Annotated in this window: 19 protein-coding genes; 9 read left to right on the top strand and 10 right to left on the bottom strand. The window is 57.1% G+C overall.

What is annotated here, in order from left to right; all coding sequences use genetic code 11:
• Window positions 1-91 precede the first annotated feature (91 nt).
• Window positions 92-1,228, bottom strand: coding sequence for a pyridoxal phosphate-dependent aminotransferase (locus ACQ4N7_RS02700; RefSeq protein ID WP_430710090.1), 1,137 nt, complete (start codon window positions 1,226-1,228; stop codon window positions 92-94).
• Between the two features lie 520 nt (window positions 1,229-1,748).
• On the opposite strand from ACQ4N7_RS02700, the gene ACQ4N7_RS02705 reads away from it, so the two are divergent.
• A complete protein-coding gene (locus ACQ4N7_RS02705; RefSeq protein WP_430710091.1) occupies window positions 1,749-2,069 on the top strand; it encodes a hypothetical protein in 321 nt (106 codons plus the stop codon).
• Between the two features lie 383 nt (window positions 2,070-2,452).
• The gene (gene hetR, locus ACQ4N7_RS02710) at window positions 2,453-3,370 is read left to right on the top strand and encodes a heterocyst differentiation master regulator HetR (RefSeq protein ID WP_430710092.1); all 918 of its coding nucleotides are present in this window, start codon (window positions 2,453-2,455) and stop codon (window positions 3,368-3,370) included.
• 120 nt (window positions 3,371-3,490) lie between these two features.
• On the opposite strand, the gene ACQ4N7_RS02715 is transcribed toward hetR, so the two are convergent.
• A complete protein-coding gene (locus ACQ4N7_RS02715) occupies window positions 3,491-4,867 on the bottom strand; it encodes a hypothetical protein (protein ID WP_430710093.1) in 1,377 nt (458 codons plus the stop codon).
• Between the two features lie 620 nt (window positions 4,868-5,487).
• On the opposite strand from ACQ4N7_RS02715, the gene ACQ4N7_RS02720 reads away from it, so the two are divergent.
• Both ACQ4N7_RS02720 and hpsJ-B read left to right on the top strand, forming a co-directional pair.
• Window positions 5,488-7,203: a peptide ABC transporter substrate-binding protein gene (locus ACQ4N7_RS02720; protein ID WP_430710094.1), complete on the top strand. Its 1,716-nt coding sequence runs from the start codon at window positions 5,488-5,490 to the stop codon at window positions 7,201-7,203.
• A gap of 123 nt (window positions 7,204-7,326) precedes the next feature.
• Window positions 7,327-8,109, top strand: coding sequence for a hormogonium polysaccharide biosynthesis protein HpsJ (gene hpsJ-B / locus ACQ4N7_RS02725; protein ID WP_430710095.1), 783 nt, complete (start codon window positions 7,327-7,329; stop codon window positions 8,107-8,109).
• Here the strand turns inward: hpsJ-B and ACQ4N7_RS02730 are convergent.
• The 3 genes from ACQ4N7_RS02730 to ACQ4N7_RS02740 all read right to left on the bottom strand — a co-directional run bounded on the left by ACQ4N7_RS02730 (window position 8,101) and on the right by ACQ4N7_RS02740 (window position 11,727).
• Window positions 8,101-8,928, bottom strand: coding sequence for an SWIM zinc finger family protein (locus tag ACQ4N7_RS02730; RefSeq protein ID WP_430710096.1), 828 nt, complete (start codon window positions 8,926-8,928; stop codon window positions 8,101-8,103). The genes hpsJ-B and ACQ4N7_RS02730 overlap by 9 nt on opposite strands.
• A 316-nt stretch (window positions 8,929-9,244) precedes the next feature.
• Window positions 9,245-10,633, bottom strand: coding sequence for a UDP-glucose dehydrogenase family protein (locus ACQ4N7_RS02735; RefSeq protein WP_430710097.1), 1,389 nt, complete (start codon window positions 10,631-10,633; stop codon window positions 9,245-9,247).
• A gap of 116 nt (window positions 10,634-10,749) precedes the next feature.
• Window positions 10,750-11,727: a UDP-glucuronic acid decarboxylase family protein gene (locus ACQ4N7_RS02740; protein ID WP_430710098.1), complete on the bottom strand. Its 978-nt coding sequence runs from the start codon at window positions 11,725-11,727 to the stop codon at window positions 10,750-10,752.
• 190 nt (window positions 11,728-11,917) lie between these two features.
• Between ACQ4N7_RS02740 and ACQ4N7_RS02745 the strand changes: the two genes are divergently transcribed.
• Window positions 11,918-12,328 carry a gamma-glutamylcyclotransferase family protein gene (locus ACQ4N7_RS02745; RefSeq protein WP_430710099.1) on the top strand — a complete coding sequence of 137 codons (411 nt, stop codon included), beginning with the start codon at window positions 11,918-11,920 and terminating at the stop codon, window positions 12,326-12,328.
• A 100-nt stretch (window positions 12,329-12,428) separates the two neighbouring features.
• Here ACQ4N7_RS02745 and ACQ4N7_RS02750 read toward each other — a convergent pair whose 3' ends face one another.
• A complete protein-coding gene (locus ACQ4N7_RS02750) occupies window positions 12,429-13,865 on the bottom strand; it encodes an iron uptake porin (RefSeq protein ID WP_430710100.1) in 1,437 nt (478 codons plus the stop codon).
• A gap of 602 nt (window positions 13,866-14,467) precedes the next feature.
• Entirely contained in the window at window positions 14,468-14,749 is a 282-nt protein-coding gene (locus tag ACQ4N7_RS02755) for a 4a-hydroxytetrahydrobiopterin dehydratase (RefSeq protein ID WP_430710101.1), read from the bottom strand.
• Window positions 14,750-15,246: 497 nt separating this feature from the next.
• On the opposite strand from ACQ4N7_RS02755, the gene nadC reads away from it, so the two are divergent.
• Together nadC and ACQ4N7_RS02765 are read left to right on the top strand one after the other, a co-directional pair.
• Window positions 15,247-16,125 (top strand): carboxylating nicotinate-nucleotide diphosphorylase, encoded by an 879-nt coding sequence (gene nadC / locus ACQ4N7_RS02760; protein WP_430710102.1) that lies wholly within the window; start codon window positions 15,247-15,249, stop codon window positions 16,123-16,125.
• Between the two features lie 13 nt (window positions 16,126-16,138).
• Window positions 16,139-16,465, top strand: coding sequence for a heavy metal-binding domain-containing protein (locus ACQ4N7_RS02765; RefSeq protein ID WP_430710103.1), 327 nt, complete (start codon window positions 16,139-16,141; stop codon window positions 16,463-16,465).
• Window positions 16,466-16,547: 82 nt separating this feature from the next.
• Here ACQ4N7_RS02765 and ACQ4N7_RS02770 read toward each other — a convergent pair whose 3' ends face one another.
• Window positions 16,548-16,916 carry a DUF2237 family protein gene (locus tag ACQ4N7_RS02770; protein WP_430710104.1) on the bottom strand — a complete coding sequence of 123 codons (369 nt, stop codon included), beginning with the start codon at window positions 16,914-16,916 and terminating at the stop codon, window positions 16,548-16,550.
• A gap of 163 nt (window positions 16,917-17,079) precedes the next feature.
• Here ACQ4N7_RS02770 and dusA point away from each other — a divergent pair, with 163 nt between their 5' ends.
• On the top strand, window positions 17,080-18,132 hold the full coding sequence (dusA, locus tag ACQ4N7_RS02775) for a tRNA dihydrouridine(20/20a) synthase DusA (protein WP_430710105.1): 1,053 nt from the start codon (window positions 17,080-17,082) through the stop codon (window positions 18,130-18,132).
• An 82-nt stretch (window positions 18,133-18,214) separates the two neighbouring features.
• On the opposite strand, the gene ACQ4N7_RS02780 is transcribed toward dusA, so the two are convergent.
• Window positions 18,215-19,423 carry a TolB family protein gene (locus tag ACQ4N7_RS02780; protein ID WP_430710106.1) on the bottom strand — a complete coding sequence of 403 codons (1,209 nt, stop codon included), beginning with the start codon at window positions 19,421-19,423 and terminating at the stop codon, window positions 18,215-18,217.
• A gap of 243 nt (window positions 19,424-19,666) precedes the next feature.
• Between ACQ4N7_RS02780 and ACQ4N7_RS02785 the strand changes: the two genes are divergently transcribed.
• Window positions 19,667-20,524, top strand: a complete 858-nt coding sequence (locus tag ACQ4N7_RS02785) for an SDH family Clp fold serine proteinase (protein WP_430710107.1) — start codon at window positions 19,667-19,669, stop codon at window positions 20,522-20,524.
• Between the two features lie 55 nt (window positions 20,525-20,579).
• Here the strand turns inward: ACQ4N7_RS02785 and ACQ4N7_RS02790 are convergent, their stop codons facing one another.
• Window positions 20,580-21,665, bottom strand: a complete 1,086-nt coding sequence (locus tag ACQ4N7_RS02790) for a glycosyl transferase (protein WP_430710108.1) — start codon at window positions 21,663-21,665, stop codon at window positions 20,580-20,582.
• Between the last annotated feature and the right edge of the window lie 151 nt (window positions 21,666-21,816).

A 21,816-nucleotide genomic window follows, 5' to 3' on the forward strand; every position in this document is an offset into this window, starting at 1 on the left:
CAACTCTATTAGTATTCCTACCTGAGGCTCAAACTAAGCCCCCGACATCACATTTAATGAAAGGAACACAATCGGGCCCTGCCCAACCCTCCTAGCGCTGGCCCAAACGCGCAGCTACAAACGCTTCCAGCCGATCCATACCCTCCAAGATAGTCTCCATGCCGGTAGCGTAGGAAATGCGGATAGTGCCCTCAGAGCCAAAGGCGATGCCGGGAATAGCCGCTACGTATTTTTCATCTAGCAGCTGGGTACAAAAGTCGAGGGAGGGTATACCTAGAGCGCTGACGTCAATGTAGAGATAGAACGCTCCTTCAGGTTCGCCGCAGCTAAGACCGCTGATGGCACGGCAGCGATCGATAATGGCCTGTCGACGATCGGCAAAGGCGTGGCCCATGGTAGTGATACAGTCTTGCGGGCCTTCGAGGGCGGCGATCGCCCCGTACTGGGCAAAGGTACACACATTAGAAGTGCTGTGGCTCTGAAGCGTGCCCACCGCTTTAATCAACTCCGCTGGCCCAGCCAGGTAGCCCACCCGCCAGCCGGTCATGGAGTAGGCTTTAGCAAAGCCGTTGCTAACAATAGTGTGCTCAAAGGCCTCGGGCGACACCGCCCCAATGCTCAGGTGGGTGGCCCCGTCGTAGAGAATTTTTTCGTAGATTTCGTCCGACACCACCCAAATATCGGCCTCAACCACCACCGCCGCCAGGGCCGCAATTTCGTCTGGAGAGTAGACCATCCCCGTGGGGTTGGAGGGGCTGTTGAGAATAAACAGCTTGGTCTTGGGGGTAATCGCCTGGCGCAGCTGCGCTGGGGTAATGCGGTAGTTTTGCTCAGCCGTGGTGGGCACCAGCACCGGCGTCCCCCCCGCCAGCTTGACCATTTCGGGGTAGCTCAGCCAGTAGGGAGCCGGAATAATCACCTCGTCGCCGGGTTCAATCAGGGCCATCATCAGGCCGTAGAGAGAGTGCTTGCCGCCGTTAGTGACAATGACATTCTCGGGGCCGTAGCAGAGGCCGTTGTCCTGCTGGAGCTTGTGGGCGATCGCCTGTTTTAGGGCCGGTTCCCCCGCCGCAGGGCCGTAGCGGGTTTTGCCCGCGTCGAGGGCCGCTTTGGCCGCCGCTTTAATGTGGTCGGGGGTATCAAAATCGGGCTCTCCGGCACTAAAGCTGCACACCGGCAAACCCTCGGCCTTCATGGCCTTGGCCCGGGCCGAAATCGCCAGGGTCATGGAAGGGGTTACGCAGGTTATCCGGTTTGCCAGGGCTAATGGGGGCACGACCACACCTCAACGAACATTGGCTACAGGCTGCCCCCTAACGGCGCGTCAGGAGACCATGCCTCATATCTAAACTCGGGCCTGCAAGGAGGTCTGAGCTCAGTTACACAAACATATTCCCCATAGATTAGATCGTTTAGTCGGTTATGACTATTGCAGCGAGAGGTTTTTCCGCGATCGCAGACATTTGCCTCAGCCGTGCCCAGTTTTCTCTATGAAGGTTTAGTAAACATTCTGCGATCGCCAGGGCGACTTTTAGCTCTCACTGGCGGCCTCAGCCCGGCTTAAAGTTCATCCTCAAGCCGCTGAAAACAGTGAACACAGCCATTTGAGCAAAACCCTCTTGTTAGGATAAATCCGTGACTGGGACTACTAAATTTTCAAAATCCGCAGATTTACTGATAAAGATTTTCCTGACTGACGGTGCACAGGTTTGTAACTAGGACTAGAAGCGCTAACAAGGCCACGTCCTATGCACCCTTCCTCCAACTGTTCCTTGATGACTCATCTGGCCTGCGCCGTTAGCCTGGGCCTTTTAATTGCGGCCACCCCCCTTGGGTTGTCTGCCGTACTGCAATCCTACGCTGAAGTCAGCCTCAGCGCCACTACTCGCACCGAGGACGATCGCGGCAGCGGTCGACTCAGCCGGGTGCCCGCACTTGCTTACGAACTCAGCTTTCGCGGCAGTGGTCGGGTTGATCCGACTCCCCCCACCTCTTCTGCGGCCCGGTCTGCCCACCTAGCCTACCGAGGCAGCGGCAGAATTGCTGAGCCAGGCACCACCAATGCCTAGCCAGCTGCGCCCCCAAAGGCGGTGGGCCGTTTAAGCCTGCTCTCCGACCGATTCCCTTGCCTAAATCAGCCTCTTGTATTGGTTGAAATGGCCGGTTTTTGCGTCACACTTAGTATTAATCAGGGAGATTCGCCAGGGCCGATCAACATCCAGTTATGTCTGGCCCCGGCCCTACGTCAGCAGAGCCAGATGCAAAGCTTTATAAACTCAAAGTATTTATCTTCAAGTTCATAAGCTTACGTATTCTTTTCTAGCTTTTAGACTAAGCTGTATTTGCGTATTTCTGGCGATTTTCAACGGTTTCGCACCCTTTGCAGCGTGGGCTGCGCTACCGCCTGTTGTTTTGAGTTTTCCCAAGTCCGATGGCTGAACCTCTTGTTTCTATGCCCTTGTCTTCCCTGGCGGTAGAAGACGAAGCGCTTATTCGCCGCCTCAGCCCTAGCGCCATCGACCAGATTTTGCTGTATATCGCCTTTAGCGCCATGCGCACTGGTGGCCACCGCCACGGTGCCTTTTTAGACGCGGCGGCCACCGCAGCCAAGTGCGCCATCTATATGACCTACCTGGAGCAGGGCGAAAACCTGCGCATGACGGGTCACTTACACCACATTGAGCCCAAGCGGGTCAAGGCCATTGTCGAAGAAATGCGCCAGGCCCTAACCGAGGGCAAACTGCTCAAAATGCTGGGTTCCCAGGAGCCCCGCTATCTGATTCAGTTTCCCTATATGTGGCTGCGGCGCTACCCGTGGCAGCCGGGGCAGTCACGGGTGGCGGGCACCTCGCTCACCGCCGAAGAGAAAACCATTTTGGAAGGCAAGCTGCCGACTCCCTGCCCCGATGCCCGCATTATCAATTCGTTTCAGTTTCTAGAGCTGATTGAGATTCTGCACGAAAAGTCGCAGGATGATCTGCCCGAGGATCACCGCGTACCGCTGAGTGAAGCGCTGGCCGAACACATTCGGCGGCGGCTGATTTACTCAGGCACCGTAGCTCGTATCGATGCCTCCTGGGGAGCGTCCTACTACGGGCTGGCCCGGGCCTCCTATGCGCCGGTCGATGACCAGGAGCGCATGTACGCCATGGTAGACGATACGGCCCAGTACTTTCGCATGATGCGCGAGTGGGCCAACGGCATTCCAGGCACCATGCGGGTGCTAGAAGAATTAGACATTCCCGCCGCCCATCGAGAAGCCGCCCTGCGAGAGCTAGACGAGGTGGTTCGCACCTGGGCCGATAAATATCACCAGCCCGGCGGTGAACCGACGCTACTGCAAATGGTCATTGGTCACCACTTTAAATAGCCGCGATGCCTGTCTCCCCCATCGGGGTAGACCGTTTCTAGGTTTACCCAAAAGCCGCTGACGGCCATACTCCTGCTCTAAGGGGCTGCGATCGCAGCCCCTTAGACTATTGTTCTGAGCCTACCGACGACGCACGGTACGCCCAAAGCTGGGCAGCTCCACCGCCGCGATTGTCTTGATCTTTTTCTGCGATCGCAGCGGGTAGACCAGGGGCGAAGGCGACGCCTTGCCGCTGGTGCTGAGGTAGGCCGGTAAAGCAGGTCCTGCAGTCGCCACTGAAGCCACCGGAGACGAGGCTGCCTTTGCCGTAGACATCGCTGTCGTTGGAGCCGCCGCCGGGGTCGCCGCGATCGGGGCTGCGGGAGGCTGATCAACGACGGGTACCGGCTCGACCGGCACGGGCTTAACAACTGGCTCTGGCTGTGCCACCGGAGCAATGGGCTCACCCCAGGGAGACGGTTCGGTAAAGAGAGAGGGTGTCGCGGCAGCCGGGGCCGCCACCTCGAGGGGCGAGGATGGCTCTAGCCACGGGTCGGGCGCAGCCGAGGCCGCAGGCGCAACTGGGGTCGGCTCAGGCTCGGGCTGGGACGACAGCTGAGCGGCCAGCGGAGGGAGCGGTTCAGCGCTATCGATCAATGGCGCTGGGGCCTCAGGCAAATCGCGCTGGGGCGCTGGCAAGTCGCGCTGGGGCGCTGGCACCGGACTCGGCCCCGCGCCCCGCAGGCCGCGCAGGAGATGCGTTAGGCTGGGGTTACTGGTTGAGGCTTCCGGTCCGGCTGACCAGGGCTGAATCTGCTGCGATCGCGGCATGGCAACCGGCTGCCCTGGGGTTTCTACGACAGAGGCTAAAAGCTGCCCCTGCACAGCGGCAGAGCTGGTTGCTGCGGCCCCAGGCGTCATATTCAAACACTTTTCTAAGGCGGCCTTGAACTGTAGCGTGTAGCGCTGCTGACGGTGCAGCCGAGCCTTGAGGTCGCGGCAGGTTTCTTCGGCCTGGTGCAGAGCGGTGTTTTTCTCGCTGAAACGCTGCTGAAGTAGGGTGCATTCGCGCTCAAGCTGGGCCACCCGCTGCTGACTTACCTCTAGCTCAGCCTGCAGGGTTTCGTTGTGGATCGTGGTGCGTCTGAGGCCGTCGTTGGCAATATCCAGCTCGCTGAGCAGCTGGGCGATCTGCTGCTGCACAGGGCCAGGGGTGGCGGCAACAGGCAGCGCGCCGGGGTGAGCCTGGTTGCGCTCAATTTCGGCCTGAAGAGCCACCTGCGATCGCTCCAGATCGTCTTCTAGCTCAGTCACGCGCAGCAGGAGCGCATCGTTGCACTGATTGAGGTCTTGAATGAGCTGCACCAGGTTTTCTGGGTCGGGTTCAACGGCCTCAGCCATAGTCTCAGCCTCAGCTTGAGCTACCGTCGGCACCAGTTCATGCTGCAAAACCGCAGAGATATCGTCAGCTTCGGCGGCGAACCCCGAGTCATCTGCCAGGGGCAACTGACCAGGCAAGGTTACCGTCTCCCAACCATCCCCTGACCGGGCTGGGGGGTAAATTATGACCTCCTCACCGCTATTTACCGAGCGGTTGCCTTGGGGCTCTGGGGAAGCACTTGAAGCCGTAGTGTCAGTCATAATGGTGCCTGATCCTGGTCGCGTAGTCTCACACTCAACACTCAACCACTAAGGGGGCTGCTGACCCCAAGAGTAGCTAATTTTGCCAATTTATTCACTTTTTTATTGATTGTTTGATTACAACATGTCTGCTTTATACCCTCAGTCTATCTTTTACCTCTTCTTTTTATTTACTTCTAAGGTCATAGGTGAGCCATTGACGAACGCGTCTGCTCTGTTTAGTCGGCCATACCGAGCTTCCAACATTGCGGTCACCACCAGCGAACTCCAGGGCAGCTTTAAAGTTTCCGGGAACCCGGCCCCCACCCTTGATAGACATAGGTGATAGATGAAGAAACTACCCGCCGCTGCCGCGATCGCCGCCGACCTCAGAGACACTTAAATTGTCTACTATAAGTGCGGGGGTGAAGCTGGCAGTACTGTCGTTTTGGGTTAAACAGCATTAGATAATGATCAGATCAGGGTTTCGCACCGCACTCCTAGTGGCTGCCGCTGGCATGGCCCTAGTTACCACCGTCACCTGTAGCCAATCGACCGATCTCGCCACCGCGCCGACCACTGCAACCGAGGTAGTAACCCCAGAGCGAGATCCGCAGACCCTGCGGTTGCTCTACAGCCGCTCTGCCGTTACCCTCAATCCTCACCTGGCCACCGGCTACCAAGATTTTGAAGCCGCCCGCATTGTCTATGAACCCCTGGCCAGCTACAACCAGGCCGGGGAACTCGTGCCCTTTTTGGCCGATGAAATTCCGTCTGCAGAAAATGGTGGCATCGCCGCCGACGGCACCGCCGTCACCTGGACTCTGCGCCCCGACGTGACCTGGTCCGATGGCGAACCGTTTACCGCCGACGACGTGGTATTTACGTTTGAGTTCATTCGCAACCCCGTGGTGGCAGCGGCTACGGCCCAGTACTACGAGGGGGTCAAGAGCGTCGAGGCGATCGACAAATACACCGTAAAAATCACCTTTGCCACCCCTACCCCAGCCTGGTCCGTGCCCTTTACGGGGCAAACTGGGCTAATTTTGCCCCGCCATATTTTTGAAGAACACAACGGCCCCAAGGCCCGAGACGCCCTGGCCAATCTTCAACCCGTGGGTACTGGCCCGTACCAGGCGGTAGGCTTCGAAAGCGGCACCGTTATCTATGAGCCCAACCCCAGCTACTGGGGCGGACGGCCCGCCTTTGAGCGCGTAGAACTCGTCGGCGGCCTGGCCCCCTACGCTGCCGCTCGCGAGGTGCTGCAAACCAACGAGGCCGATTTTGCCCACAATCTTCAGGTTGAGGCCGAAGCGCTCAACGAGCTGGAAACCGGCGCTAGCGGCCATATAACGCACCTGTTTGGCTCCCAGGTGGAGCGCATCATGCTCAATTTTGCCAACCCCTTTGCCCGCACGGAAGATGGAGAGCGCTCCAGCCCAACTATTCCGCACCCCTATTTCAGTGATTTGCGAGTGCGCGAGGCTGTTAATCTAGCGATCGATCGCGACACCATTGCCAAAGAACTCTACGGTACCGCTGGCAAGCCCACCGCCCAGCTGCTAGTAGCTCCCCTCGACTATCAATCTAAGTCGATAACCTATACCTACGACCTAGAGCGGGCCAAAGCCCTGCTGGATGAAGCCGGTTGGGTCGATACCAACGGCGACGGTTTGCGCGAAAAAGACGGAGTTGCCCTGGAGGTACTGTTTCAGGCGGCGGTGAACCCGGTGCGCCAAAAAACCCAGACTATTGTCAGCGACAGCCTTGCAGAACTGGGCGTCGATGTACAAATTTCGCGGGTGCGCCTCGACGAGTTTTTCTCCGCCGACCCCAAAGATACCCAGAGCCTCAACCACTTCTTTGCCGACATGCAGGTGTACTCAATTGGCAACGAAAACCCTGACCCCACTACCTATATGGGCTGGTGGACCTGCGCCAAAATTGCCTCTCAGGCCAACCAGTGGCAGCAGCCCAACAACGCCCGCTACTGCAACCCCGAGTACGATCGCCTCTGGCAAGAAGCTAAACAAGAACTCGACCCCAAGCGCCGAACTGAGCTATTTCAGCAAATGAACGAGCTACTGGCTGAGGATGTGGCAGTCATTCCGGTGGTGCATAGGGCGATGACCAACGCGGTCAGCGATCGCCTCACCGCTGTCGAGTTTACCCCCTGGGATGCCAGCACCTGGGCGATTAAAGACTGGAAACCTATCCCCAGCGATTCTAAATAGACGCGCTCCCTGCCTTGAAAACGACAGAGCACAGGTTGGGCCAGCCCCAATCTTTTGTAGCGATTTTGTGGTTTTCTGGACTAGCCAAGGCAGAATGGTTACTTGTAGCAAGTGACCAACTCTATGACTTCAGAACCCGCTGTTACCAGTCCGGTGGCGTCTCCCCTGGCCGCGATCGCCCTCAAGGTAGCTGGCGCGATCGCCATTCTGTCAGCCCTGCTAGACTTTCTCATTCTGCTCATTCCCCCCAATCCCACCAATGTGCAGTGGCAGCTAGCCACGACCACGCAACTGGTCGATCGGGGCATCGTGCCTCTCATTGGCATCGCCCTGCTGCTGGTTGGTCTATGGGTAGATAGCTCCGTTGGTCGTATGGCCCAGCGCAAGAGTTTAACCACCGATCTGCGTTTTTGGGCCTGTGCGTTGGCAAGCGTACTGGGGCTGGTCTATTTGCTACTCACCCTGCTGCACCTCAACGCCGTGCGCCTTTCCAGCCAAACCGCCTTAGCTCAGGTTGGCACCGAAGCCAGCCAGGCCGCCACTGAGCTTCAGCAGCGGCTCTCCACCGAGCTCAGCCAGCAGCAAAGCCAGCTGGGGGCAGTCCTGCAAAATGAAGAGCTCCTGAACCAGGCCATTCAAAGCGGTCAGCTACCGCCCGACATTGAGCAGTACCGCGACGACCCTGACGGCCTGACTCAGTTTTTGCAGCAGCGTGCCGACCAGGCCCAACAGCAGATTGAAGCCGAGATTGGCACCCGTCGCGCCGAGGCCGAGCGCCGAGTGAGGACAGAAGCGTGGCGATCCGCCATCCGTATTTCGGTCATTAGCCTGCTGCTAGCAGCAGGTTTCTCCATCATTGGCTGGCTAGGCCTGCGGCGGCTGCTGTCGCTGACCCGCTCAGCCTAGGGCCTGCATCATCGCCTGCTGAGCCGCTGCCTGGTAAATCTCCTTCAGGTGCCCCATCACCACAGGAGCGTCTTCTGGCGGCAGCGGTATGCGGCCCAGTACATCTAGCACCGTGGTTTCAGCCGGGGTGATCACAACCAGTTCTGGGTCTAACGATTCACCGTAGGCCCAAAACTGCTGTATATCAAGGCCGCTAGAGACAAATTTTGGTTCTGAGGTGTCGATGTCTTCGTCGACCAAGGGTATTTCTGACGAAACAGCGCTACTTTGTCGCCGCTGCCGCAGCGCATCCAAAATGCTGTCGCGACTGCGCCCCCGCAGCTGAAACAGCACAAATGGGTCTTCTCGAAAGAAATCGCCCAGCTGGTAATACACTGCCGCAATGTGCTTGCAGGGGTTTTTAGGGTCAGGGCAGCTGCACTTAGAATGCACCTCTGACAGGTTAAACGGGTACAGGCTCAGCCCATTGGCCGTGAAAACCGCCTCAATTTCAGCGGGCATTTCTCCAGCCAGTAGCTGCGCCGAATAAATGGCCTGCTCTGAAAGGGAATCAATGACGTAGTTCCAGTCTTCGTCGCTAAAAGCGTCGAGCCAGATGGAGAGTTTATAGGGTTCTTCGGCCGTACCCTGCACCAGGGCCGTCACCTTAGACCCCTTATACTCCAGGCTGAGAATGTGGCCTTCTCGGGCGTAAATACGACCGCGCTCCAGCCGCTTCTTAAACCGATAGGTATTGAGTAGCTCAACCCAGCGCTGCACCCACCAGGCTTCATCTTCGAGGGCGTAGGCAGGGCTAGAGGAAGCCTGATAGGAGGTCATAGCAAACAGACGCCAAAGGGGGATAGAGACTGTAAATTTGAGGTTATAAGGTTTTGTAGCGCTGGCCCGTGCAATTAAGACAAGACTAGACCACCTGTAGCCCAAACTCGGGCAGCGAACCGAGGTATTAAGTCATCGTCTCTCGGGTTGCAGTAATATATCCTGGCCTTCGTGGCGACGACTATAGCTTGCGCAGTGATGCGATCGCAGAGCCAGTAAACTAGCTCAATACACTGGCTCGTTACCTACAGTTTACAGCCCTGAGAAACGCTAAGGTTCCCCAGGGCTGAATCAATCGACGGCTTAGTCAGGACAACTAGCGACCAATACCGTGGTACTGGAATCCAGCCCGCACCAGCTTCTCTCGGTCGAGAACGTTGCGGCCATCAATCAAGATGGGGCTGTTCATCCGCTGCGCCATTTCGGCGTAGTCGAGGTCTTGAAACTGCTGCCAGTCGGTAACCAGCACCAGCGCGTCGCAGTGGTCAGCCAGATGGGTGGCGTCAGTCTCCACAATGACCCCGGTCAACCCGTGACGCAGCCCGCTTTGCGAAACAATTGGGTCATACGCTTTAACCTTGGCACCCAGCCGATTGAGCTGCTCAATTAGAATCAGCGAGGGCGCATCGCGCATGTCGTCGGTGTCGGGCTTAAAGGTGAGCCCCAGCAGCCCCACGGTTTTGCCCTTGAGAATCTTGAGCACCTGCTGAAGCTTTTCAAGGGTAATCTGGCGCTGGCGATTGTTCACATCCACAGCGGCCTTGAGCAGCTGAGCTTCGTAGCCGTAGTCGTCAGCGGTGTGAATCAGGGCCGCTACGTCTTTAGGAAAGCAGGAGCCGCCCCAGCCAATGCCCGCCTGCAAGAACTTTTTGCCGATGCGAGAGTCAAGGCCGATGCCCTGGGCCACCTGGGTGACATCAGCTCCCACGCGATCGCAAATGTTAGCGACTTCATTGATAAAGCTGATCTTGGTAGCCAAAAAGGCATTAGACGCGTACTTCACCATTTCTGCCGAGCTGAGGTCAGTCACCAGCACTGGCACGGAGGCAGCGCTGGTGTCTTCGGCAAAGCGCCGCTCGACAATGGGAGTATAGAGTTCTTTCATCATGGCGATGGCGCGAGGGCTGTTGCTACCCAGCACAATGCGATCGGGGTTAAAGGTGTCGTACACCGCCGAACCCTCCCGCAAAAACTCAGGGTTGCTGACCACGTCAAAATCAGCAGCCACCTCAGGATGAGTAGTTTCAGGAATACCACCAGCGGGTACGGAGGCCAACTGACGCTCTGCTACCCCATCTAGCACAATCATGCGCACCCAGTCGCCCGAACCAATCGGCACCGTAGACTTGTTGACGATGACCTTATAGCCCCCGTTAAGGTGAGTACCAATGCCCTTGGCCACGGCCTCAACATAGCGGGTATCGCTCTCGCCAGTGGGCAGCGCTGGCGTGCCCACCGCAATAAAGAGAACTTCACCATGCTCAACCCCCGCCTTCAAGTCAGTAGAAAACTGAAGGTGGCCCGCCGCCATTGATGACTTCATCAGTTCAGACAGACCCGGTTCAAAAATGGGCGACTGCCCAGACTGCATGAGCTTAACTTTTTCCTCGTTCACGTCAATACAGACAACATCGTGGCCCACATGGGCCAGGCACACACCGGTCACCAAACCCACATAGCCAGTGCCAATCACACATACGCGCATAGAAAAATACCCCTTACTTTATGTACTTTCGATAGTCCCTGGCAGGCTAGATAGCCCATACCTAATTACGGCTGGCCCCACAGCCGAGCAGCAGCGCGGTTGTGGGCAGCCTGCGGTCAACCTACTACAGAGTGTAGGGTCGACGGCAGTCCCGCAGTTGTTCCTTGCTGACTGAATCGATCGCGAAAATCGTCAATGGTGAGCTTTAGTCCCTCCTGTAGAGGTACCGTTGGGCTCCAGTCAAGGAAGGTTTTGGCGCGGGTAATGTCGGGCTTGCGCCGCTGGGGGTCATCTTGAGGCAGCGGCTTATAAACCAGCTCAGCATCAGGGTTGACCATCGACTGCACGGCCTGGGCCAGCTGCAAAATGGTGTACTCGTCGGGGTTACCCAGGTTGACCGGGCCAATATAATCACCGTTCATCAGCCGCATCAACCCCTCTACCAGGTCAGATACATAGCAAAAACTACGGGTCTGCGCGCCAGTGCCATAAACTGTGAGCGGGTTTCCCTGTAGTGCCTGCACCACAAAGTTGCTCACCACACGACCGTCGTTTTCAAGCATACGAGGACCGTACGTATTAAAAATACGGGCTACCCGAATATCTACATTGTTTTGGCGGTGATAATCGAAGGCTAGGGTTTCGGCAACACGTTTGCCTTCGTCGTAGCAGCTGCGAATACCAATGGGGTTAACGTTGCCTCGATAGTCTTCAGACTGGGGATGGACTTCGGGGTCGCCATAGACCTCAGAGGTAGAGGCCAACAAAAATCGAGCTTTTACCCGTTTGGCTAAGCCCAGCATGTTCAACGTGCCCATCACGTTGGTTTTAATAGTTTTTACCGGGTTGTACTGGTAATGCACGGGCGAGGCAGGGCAGGCCAGGTGGTAAATTTGGTCAACTTCAAGCCGAATGGGTTCCGTTACGTCATGGCGAATGACCTCAAAATAGGGGTGGTCAAGCCAGTGCAGCAGGTTGTGGCGGTGGCCGGTGTAAAAATTATCTAAACAGATAACTTCATTTCCGGCGGTCATCAGACGATCAATCAAATGGGAGCCAATAAACCCGGCTCCACCAGTGACTAGGATTCTCATGGGCAATCTCACCAGGGCAATAGTTACGGACAACGAGGCGCAGCTTTCTATTCAAGTTACTTTTCCCAGGGTAAAGTATCCGGAGATCACAAGCCGGTCGCTTTAGTTTTGATGAACTTGCTAATTCTCTATGAAGTTTCATTCATAGCATAGGAGCTCTTAGCAGGCTGCTTATTTGGCCCCAAAGTTTATGGACTACCTCTGCCCACTCTTTGTCTACGGCACTTTGAAGCCAGGAGAACGAGCATTTGCCGATTTCTGCGCACCGTACCTAGTGGCTAGCCAACCGGCCTTAGCGATGGGTCGGCTCTACCATCTACCGCTGGGCTATCCTGCCATGACGTTGGAAAGCGGCTGGGTGCAGGGGGTGCTGCTCACGTTTTCAAATTCTGACTGTCTACGCGCCATTGACGACTTTGAAGAGCACTATCCCGATCGCCCCGAGAGCAGCGAATATCAGCGCGATCGCCACCTGGTCTTCAATCTTCAGCGACAGCCCCTAGGCACAGCCTGGATTTATACCATGAGGCGCGATCGCATCACCGCATTGGGAGGGCAATGGCTACCCCAGGGCTACTGGAGCGAAACTACAGCCCCTTAAACTCAAACACTTGAATTCAAACAAAAAAGGCTCTGCCAAAACTGACAGAGCCTTAAATTGCTAGAGCAACCTAGCCAACTAAACCGTTGACTAAATCAACCTAGAAGCGGAAGGTGGCACGCAGAGCGCCCCAGAAACCAGTGTCATCTGCACCAGCCAGACCAGAGTTGACGTCACCGTAGATGACGGCAGGAGTGATGGTCAAGAACTCATTGAAGGGGATCTCGTAGTAGCCTTCAATGATGAAGGGGTTTTCGCCAACAGTGGTGGGCAGCTGACCACCATAGACGCCCAGCTGAGTGCCTTCAGCCAGGAAGTTGTTGAAGCCAACACCAGCGGTCCAGCTGAAGTCGTTACCACCAGTAAAGGTGGTATAAGCACCGTGACCAGCGACAAAGAAGCCACCGAAGTCAAGGTTCAACAAGCCGGCGAAGGTATCGGTGGAACCGGGAACCCCAGCCGCCACGCCATCGCTGTGCAGGTAAGCAATACCAGCATCCAGGAAGCCGTCGCTGAGGTAGCTCAGCTGAGCGATGTAGCTTTGGTTGTTAGCAGCGAAGATACCAACAGTGGGAGTAGTAGCACCACCGGGATTAGAGGCGGTGTAGCCAGCGTCAAGCACGATGCTGTCGGTTAGAGCAAAGCTCAGACCAACACCAGCGCCGTTGGAGGTGCTGCCACCGAAGTCATAGAACTGAGGACCACCAGCGTCAGCCACAGAGGGACCGTCGAAGGGCACGATGGTGCTGGTAACCCAGTCATCGCCCTGAAGACCACGGGCAGCAGCCGTTACAGTCAGACGATTGCCGACAGGGAAGCTGTAGTAGAAGTCGTCAATGGTGATGTCGTAGTCAGCACCACCAGCATTGGCTAGACCACCCAGAGGAACGATAGCGTTGCCATCGCCACCTTGGAGGCGAATACGCAAGCGGTCGTTACCGGTGAAGCTGGAATCGAAGTTGAGGCGAGCCCGACCGGCGAAGCTGGTGCTAGATTCGCCAGCAACGGTGTCAATGGGGGTAACCAGGTTAAAGTCAGCCTGACCACGCAGCTTGGTGGTGGTGGAGAACTGCTGGGCACGCAGGGTAGCGGTTTCAGCTTCGAGGGCGTCAACGCGACCGCGCAGGGTAGCCAGTTCAGCCTGGAACTCTTCTTGCAGACGACGAATGGTAGCCAGGTCGTCGGGGTTGATGCCCGACTGAGCGATCAGGGTAGCGATTACATCCAAGCAGGAGTTGAGACCAGCGGCGAACTCGTAGCGAGTTAGGCTGCGCTGACCGCGGAAGGTGCGGTCGGGGTAGCCCTGAATACAACCGTAGTTCTCAACCAGACTTTGCAGAGCCTGGAAGGCCCAGTCGGAAGGTAGAACGTCGGTCAGTTCGGAAACGCTGGTGATTTGAGCCAGTTGAACAGAGTCTTGATCAAAGCTGACCTGAGGGGTAGCAGCTTCAGCCGCGATCGCAGAGCCAGAGACGGCGACAGCCGCACCCAGAGCAGCGGGCACAGCCAGCAAAGATTGCCAAAATAACTTAGCCATTCGGTATTTTCTCCTCACACCTTATACAAGGCTTATCGTGTACCTCAAAGCAGGTTTGGCCTAAACCATCCCTATTTAACAGGTGCAGACCCGACCCCAAAATGAGGCAAGGTTGCTGAACCTCACGTACATCCAAAACCGATAGTAGCAGATATACTCTGTATCGGCTAGATCGGTTTGACCAAATAAGGTACAGACCGATATCTACCCAACCCAGACGCACTCTACTGGTGTAAGGTTCCCTATCTATAGACCAATGTGAACAGGAAGTTGGTAGCTCTCTGAAAAGGCGCGCCGCTGGACCTAAAACCGCTGGATCTGATCGTTTAGGCTGATCAGTGTAGGCTGACCATAAGACTATCTAAAACCCGAAGACGGCACGCAAAGCACCCCAGCAACCAGTCTGGCCAGCGACACTAGCCAAGCCAGTGTCACCGTAGGTTACCGCAGGGGTAATGGTTAGGTACTGATTGAAGAGGATCTCGTAATAACCCTCAACAAGAAGGGGGTGTCAGCATGACCATCTAGCTGAGGTAATTGACCGATGAAACACCCAGTTGAGCGTCTTCACCGAGGAAGTTAAGGCCGAGCGTTATTTTCGGTCAACTTAGAGCAGAAATTTTTTGGGCCATAGCAAAATCTTTCTCGGTTAGCCCGCCAGCGTCGTGGGTGGAGAGGCTAATGGTTACGCGGTTGTAGGAGATTTGCAGGTCGGGATGGTGCCCAGCGGCCTCGGCAGGTTCGACTAGCTGATTAACAAAGTCAATAGCGGCAACAAAGTCTTTAAAGGTGCGGGTACAGGTAATCGTCTTGCCGTCCAGGCTCCAGTCGGAGAGCTGACCGAGGTGAGTTTGAATGTCGCGATCGCTGAGAAGGGAGGCCATAGGTGTGAAGAGGTGGGCTGCCCTTCTATCTTAAGGGTGGAGCGCCAGCTAGGGCGGCGGTCGCTGTTTTAAGCCTTTGCAAGAACCATAAGCCTCTTTAAAAGCTATCCGCCCCTGCCAGGGGAAGACAAGCTTCCGAAGCAGGGGCGGTCTAGTTGGATCTTAGGTTGAACCTGACTGCCGGGAGGAACCCTGTTCAGCCAGCTTCGAAAGCTTAGCTAGTTGCCAAGGCAACTAACACTGAAGCTAGAGCACAGCCCCGGCGCACAGCCGGCTGATCTCAACCTGAAGACCCACACGTTTACTACTTTCTTGCATGGGCATCACCTCCTGAATCCTAAACGGTAAAATCTGTAGAGTTAGCTGCCGTAACAGCGGCATTACTCGTAAGTTAGCACAATAATTTCTAGCTGTGGCATAAATTGCGGTCTTAGTTAAGCGGCTTGGTCTGCGATCGCCAGCCGCAGCGCTATTCCAGTACCTTAAACACCTTACTGATGCCCCTCAATACCTCTGTACCGCTCGTTGAGAGCAGCCTGGATGAGTACCTACAAGCCTGGCTGCGTGAAGATGTGGGCCGCGGCGACTGGACCACAATCGGGCTAGGAAACCTGGCGCAGCAGCCGGGGTTGGCCCTGTGGGTGACCCGTGCCCCCGGCGTGATTGCTGGGCTGCCCTTTGCTCGCCGCCTGTTTCAGCAGCTTGATGGCGACCTCAGCTTTGAGCCCCTAGTCGATGAAGGCGACGCCTGTGGCGCAGATACGACTATTGCTAGAATGAGCGGCAATCTAGCGGCCCTGCTAACAGGCGAACGGGTAGCGCTAAACCTGGTCATGCGGCTGAGCGGCATTGCCACCGCTACCCGCCAGTACGTTGAACGGCTGGCCGACAGCCCGACCCAGCTGGTTGATACGCGCAAGACGACCCCCGGCCTGCGACAGCTGGAAAAGTATGCCAGCCGGGTTGGTGGGGCCATTAACCACCGCCTGGGCCTGGATGATGCGGTGATGATTAAAGACAACCACATTGCTGCCGCTGGGGGTATTCGGGCGGCGGTAGCTCAAATTCGGCCGGCCATTCCCTACCCGATGACGGTGGAGGTTGAAACCAGCAGTCTCGAACAGGTCGATGAGGCGATCGCCTGCCCAGTGGACATCATCATGCTCGACAACATGCCTCCAGAGCTGATGAAAACGGCGGTTGAGCGGATTCGGGCGCAAAAGCCAGCGGTCAAAATCGAGGCCTCTGGCAACGTTACACTAGAGACTCTCAAGCCCATTGCGGCGACGGGAGTAGATTTTATCTCCAGCAGCGCTCCCATTACACGGGCTCCGTGGCTAGATATTAGTATGCAGGTGAGTTCTAAAGCGGTTTAACCCGAGGCAACCCATGATCTTAACCACCGGACCTAACGTTGACGGTCGCCAGGTCATTGAATACTGCGGCCTGGTCAATGGCGAGGCCATTCTAGGGGCTAATATTTTCAAAGACTTCTTTGCGGGCATTCGCGATGTGGTCGGCGGGCGATCGGGGGCCTACGAGCAATCGCTGCGTCAGGCGCGCAACACGGCCATTAAAGAGATGATGCAGGCTGCCAAAGAACTGGGGGCCGACGCCATTATCGCCGTCGATATTGACTACGAGTCGCTGGAAATTAACAACGGCGGCAACATGCTGATGGTGGCCGCCAGCGGCACAGCGGTGCGGCTGGCGTGAGCGGTCTTTTGCCTAAGCCCCCGGTCCCTAGCCACGATCTAGGCTGATTCCAGAGGTTTAGCCGAGGGAGCGGGTGCCTGAGTTAGCGATCCAGGGCATGATTCTTTAAGTCGGCCAGCGCCACGTGCTCAATGGCGGCAGCGTGGGTGGCTTCGAGCATGACCGGGGGAGCAACCCCAGCCTCTAGGGCTTCTTGCCAGCGGGGGGCACACAGACACCAGCGATCGCCCGGCTTGAGCCCCGGAAACTGAAAGGCGGGCACCGGGGTAGACAGGTCGTTACCCTGGGCTTTGGTAAAAGCCAAAAACTCAGGCGTCATCTGGGCGCACACGACGTGAACCCCCATATCGCCTGCCCCCGTATTACAGCAGCCATCGCGGTAAAAACCGGTCATCGGCGAGGTGCAGCAGGGGGCAAGGGCAGTGCCCAGCACGTTGGTGGCAGTGGTCATAGGGAAGTCCTTTGGGACGGGGTAGAAAAACGGGGTAGAACGGTACGGATTCGCTTTCAATCTATCGCAAGACTCGGTCTGTCGCAGCGCGTTTAAAGCCGCCGAGTGCCCAGAGCCGAAATGCTAAGCTACGTAGGCAAAGATGACCGAAATACTCGGTTCTATGACCGTATCAACAACATTTAATCGCCGCCAATCGGGGGCTGCGGCAGTCATTGAGGTGCCGATCAGCATTGCGCCGATGATGGATCGCACCGATCGCCACTACCGCTACTTTATGCGGCAGATCACTCGACGCACTCTGCTTTACACCGAGATGGTGACCGCCCAGGCGATCGTGCACGGCGATCGCGACCACCTGCTGGGCTTTACCCCCAGCGAATCACCCCTGGTGCTGCAGGTGGGCGGCGACGACCCACAGATGTTGGCAACCTGCGCCCGCGTCGCCGCCGACTTTGGCTACGACGCCATCAATTTGAACGTAGGCTGCCCCAGCGATCGCGTCAGCAGCGGCAACTTTGGCGCTTGCCTGATGGCCCAGCCGGAGCGGGTAGCCGAGGGTGTGGCGGCGATGATGGCGGCCAGTTCGCTGCCGATCAGCGTTAAGCACCGAATTGGGATAGACGATCGCGATCGCTACGAAGATATGGCGAATTTTGTCGATACCGTGGCTCAAACCGGCTGCCGCCACTTTACCGTTCACGCCCGCAAGGCCTGGCTGCAAGGGCTGAGCCCCAAAGATAACCGCACCATTCCGCCCCTGCGCTACGGCGATGTACACCGCCTCAAGCAAGACTTCCCGCATCTTTGGATCGAAATCAATGGCGGCTTTACCCAGCTCGATCAGGTGAGCGAACAGCTCGATCGGGTAGACGGCGTGATGGTAGGGCGAGCTGCCTACGACCAGCCCTACCTATTCTCAGCGGTTGATCAACGGTTCTTTGCCGCAGACGAGCCTGCCCTCAGTCGTCAGCAGGTGGTTGAGGCGCTGTTGCCCTATGTTGACCAATGGGTCAGCCAGGGGCTAAAGCTCAACAAAATTACCCGCCACATGCTGATGCTGTTTGCCGGACAGCCCGGCAGTCGCCTGTGGAAGCAAATTTTAACCGAGGAATCATGTAAACCAGGGGCCGGAGTAGAGGTAGTGCAGCAGGCGATGGCTGCGGTACAGCGTCAGAGCGACATTCAAACCCAGCTAGGGGCTGCTGTCCACTAGCTGCTAATAGCCCATCCCTATGTTTTGGGGACCTGGTAAAGCTGGTGTCTCTAAGGATTTTGGCCAGAGCCAACGACAGGCTCTAGGGAGCCTCGGTCACCCCCTGGTTTTCTGTAGTTAGAGGCGCGGGGAGCCAGGCAAACGGGTAGACATACTCATCAGTACTGGTTAGGGAGGTCAGCTCGGTACCATCCGGGCGCACCTGATACAGCACCTGGGTGCCCATAGGGTCGTCGGGCGGAGTGGCGGTAAAGGCGACCCAGTCACCTGTGGGCGACCACTGGCTTTCTAAAACGTTTTGCAGGGGCTGGTCGGTAAGAGCCGTAAACTCCTGATCGACCAAATCGAGCCGAAATACGGTTTGCTGCCCCGCCTGTGGCCCCGAAGCCAGCACCAATTGCTGACTGTTGGGTGCCCAGCTAAGGGCATCGTAAAAGCCGGGCCGAGTCAGCACTCGGGTCTCAGCCGTATTGACATTGACCAGGGCAATGACTTCTTGATTGCTGAAGGGCGGATTAAACGGTTGGTAGAAGGCGATGTAGCGGCCGTCGGGCGACCACAGAACTCGACTACGATAGATCTGAAAGTTATCAGCGGGGGTAAGAACACGGCGATCGCCCCCGTCAGCTCCCACCACATTTAGCCGCTGAAATGGGTAGCTGCCTTCGTAAAAGGCCAGGCGCGTGCCATCGGGTGACCAGGCCAGAGGGCTACCGGCAGCGCCGTAGATACCAGGGGTTTGGGTCAACCGACGAGGACGGCTGCCGTCTAGAGCCGCGACAAAGATATGCTGGCCCGTCACGTAGGCTACCTGGCTACCATCGGGGGCTAGAAATAGGTCAGACTCCAAAGTTTCAGGCGAAATCTCCAGGGGAGTGAGCGCTCCGGCAGGGTTACTGAGAAACAGCCTGACCTGACCCGCCCCGCCAGCAATCGAGGCCGGACAACGCTCCAGAATGACCAAATCACCGTCGCTTTGCCAGGCGAGATCGAGGGTAGGGGGACGCTGGCAGTCGCTGGTAAACACCTGCTCTGGCTCGCTAGAGCCAGGCTCAAGCCGGTAAACTTCGCCATAGTTCTGGACCACCGCCAGCCGCTGCCCGTCGCTAGACCAGGCTAGGGCGTTAAAGGCGCGATCGCCCCCAGACAGCAGAGACTGGCGATCGCCGCCCCCGGTTTCCAGGCGAAACAGCCCCTCTGGGGTCGCAAACGATAGGTCAGCAGCCTGACCCGCCGCTACGGCAAAGGCCATGAGCCCAGTGGTAAGCACCGCCACAGAGGGTTTAATCACAGTTCCACGTTCCTTGAACATTCCATGTGTGATCATAGCTACGTCTCGGCTGCTAAGCCGATCGATTTGAGCCATGAGTTTGGGTGTCCTAACCAGCGGCGCCGTTCGGTTTTTGAGATGCTAAAAGCACTACGCTCTACATAACCGACAGTCTGCTGCCGATTTTGGCGGGCCTGCGATCGCGGCAAGCACGGTAGTCAGGGCGTTGGCATCGGTGCTGTATCTATTCCTCAGCTCATGACCATGATCAGCTTGTTTTTTATCTTTTTGATTTTTTCCTTCGTTCAGCCCGCTATTCAGCGCCGCCTGGTAGAGTCGCGCCGCGTCAACGCCATTCGCAATCTGGAGCAGCAGCGGGGCAGTCGGGTGATTCTGCTGATTCATCGCCAGGAGTCGATCAGCCTGCTGGGCATTCCCATCTCGCGATTTATCAATATCGAAGATTCGGAGCAGATCCTGCGGGCCATTCGCCTCACGCCGTCGAACGTACCCATTGACTTAATTTTGCACACCCCCGGCGGCCTGGTGCTGGCCACCGAGCAGATTGCCCGCGCGCTGCTGCGCCACAGTGCCAAGGTGACGGTGTTTGTGCCCCACTACGCCATGAGCGGCGGCACCATGCTGGCGATGGCCGCCGACGAAATTGTCATGGACGAAAACGCCGTTTTAGGGCCAGTGGATCCACAGTTGGGCAACGTGGCGGCAGCCAGCATTCTGGCGGTGCTGGAGGCCAAGCCCCCCGAAAAAATTGACGACCAAACCCTGGTTACAGCCGATTTAGCCCGCAAAGCGATCGCCCAGGTGCAGCGGTTTGTGCGCGCCCTGCTAGAAGATGCGGTTCCGCAGCAAAAGGTTGACCCGGCCAACATTGACAAAATTATCGATCGCCTGACCACTGGCCAGGTCACCCACGACTACCCGATCGCCGTGGAAGAGGCGACCGACATGGGCCTGCCGGTGACGGTGGGCCTACCGCTGGAGATCTACGGCCTGATGGATCTCTATCCGCAACCGATGATGGGGCGACCGACGGTGCAGTATATTCCGATGCCCTACCAGAATCCGCCAGCGCTGCCGGTGGGGCAGAGGCGAGCAGATTAGTAGATGGGTAGATGGGTAGATGGGTCAGTGGGTAAGTGGGTGGGTGAGGGAAATACTAAGTTACGCTGGCCAGGTAGTTAACGATCGCGGTGGCGATTTGCTCATTGCCATGTTTGGCGATCGCCTGTGTTCGGCGGGGCGGATGCAGGGGCTGGCGCAAAAACTCCCACTCGCCATTGAAGAATTCCTCTGGGGTCAGGACTCGGTGCCAGCTGTGGTCTTGCATACCGTTAACCAATACCGGGCCTTCGGCAAAGTCGTTGCGGGTGATGGTGATAATCGGTAGGTTGAGGCGACAGGCTTCGGAGAAGGTGCTAAACCCTGGCTTCGAAACCACCCGACTGCACAGGGGCATCACGTCTACGGGGCGAAACCCCTGCCGAGGCACCTTGAACAGGTTGGGCAATTCTGGCGCGTCGCGATCGAAGGTGAGAAACTGCCAGTCTGGAAACTGCGCCAGGTGATGGTAGGGAATGCTCTGCAAGCTCAGCCCGCCAAAGGTGAGCAGAACGGTGCGCGATTGAGGGGTCTGGAGCTGCCACTGGGTTTTGAGGTCGTCCGGTTCGTAGCGGGGGGTGCCGCCTGTGAGGCCCACATCTTCAACCGTGGGAAAGGCGGCCATCGGCTCGTGAAAGGGCAGCCGAAACAGGTGATCGCACTGGCCAAAGCAGTCGCCAATCCAGTCGGCGATCGCGGTGAACTCGGGGCCAAGGTCACGGTAGATAAAATCCCAGCCAAAGTTGCTCATCATCCAGCAGGGGATGTCGGCGGCATGGGCGATCGCGGTCGCCAGAGGCGGAATATCGGCCAGCACCAGATCTACCTCCCGCTGCTTGAGGTAAGCGGCTTCAGCGGCTACAGTCTCCGGCTGGTGAGCCTGAATATCCCGCAGCTTGGCCAGGGTAGCGGCCAAATCCATCCTCAAACTGTCGGGCTGAATAATCCCAATATCAAAGGCGACTGGCCGGTACTCGTACTCTATTGGTAAGTATTCATCGAGCAGCCACTGGGGGGCCGTCGTAGCCATTACCAGATCTACCTCCGGCCACTGGGCTTTGACCGCCGCCGCGACAGCAGCAGCCCGCGTCGCATGGCCAAAGCCGTGGTTGGTAACAGCGACATAAAGGGTAGGACGGGACATAGCGTTTATTTTAAAAGTCAAAAAGGCCCGCCTTACTCAGGCGAGCCCTAGGGGCTGTCATCAGTTAACGGCCGATAGCCAGAGAATCATCGGTTACAGCCCCTAGCCTGGTGTTTGAGTCGGGCGTGGCAACGCTAGTAAGCCCATGATT

This window comes from Nodosilinea sp. AN01ver1 (assembly GCF_050565655.1).
Classification (GTDB): Bacteria; Cyanobacteriota; Cyanobacteriia; order Phormidesmidales; family Phormidesmidaceae; genus Nodosilinea.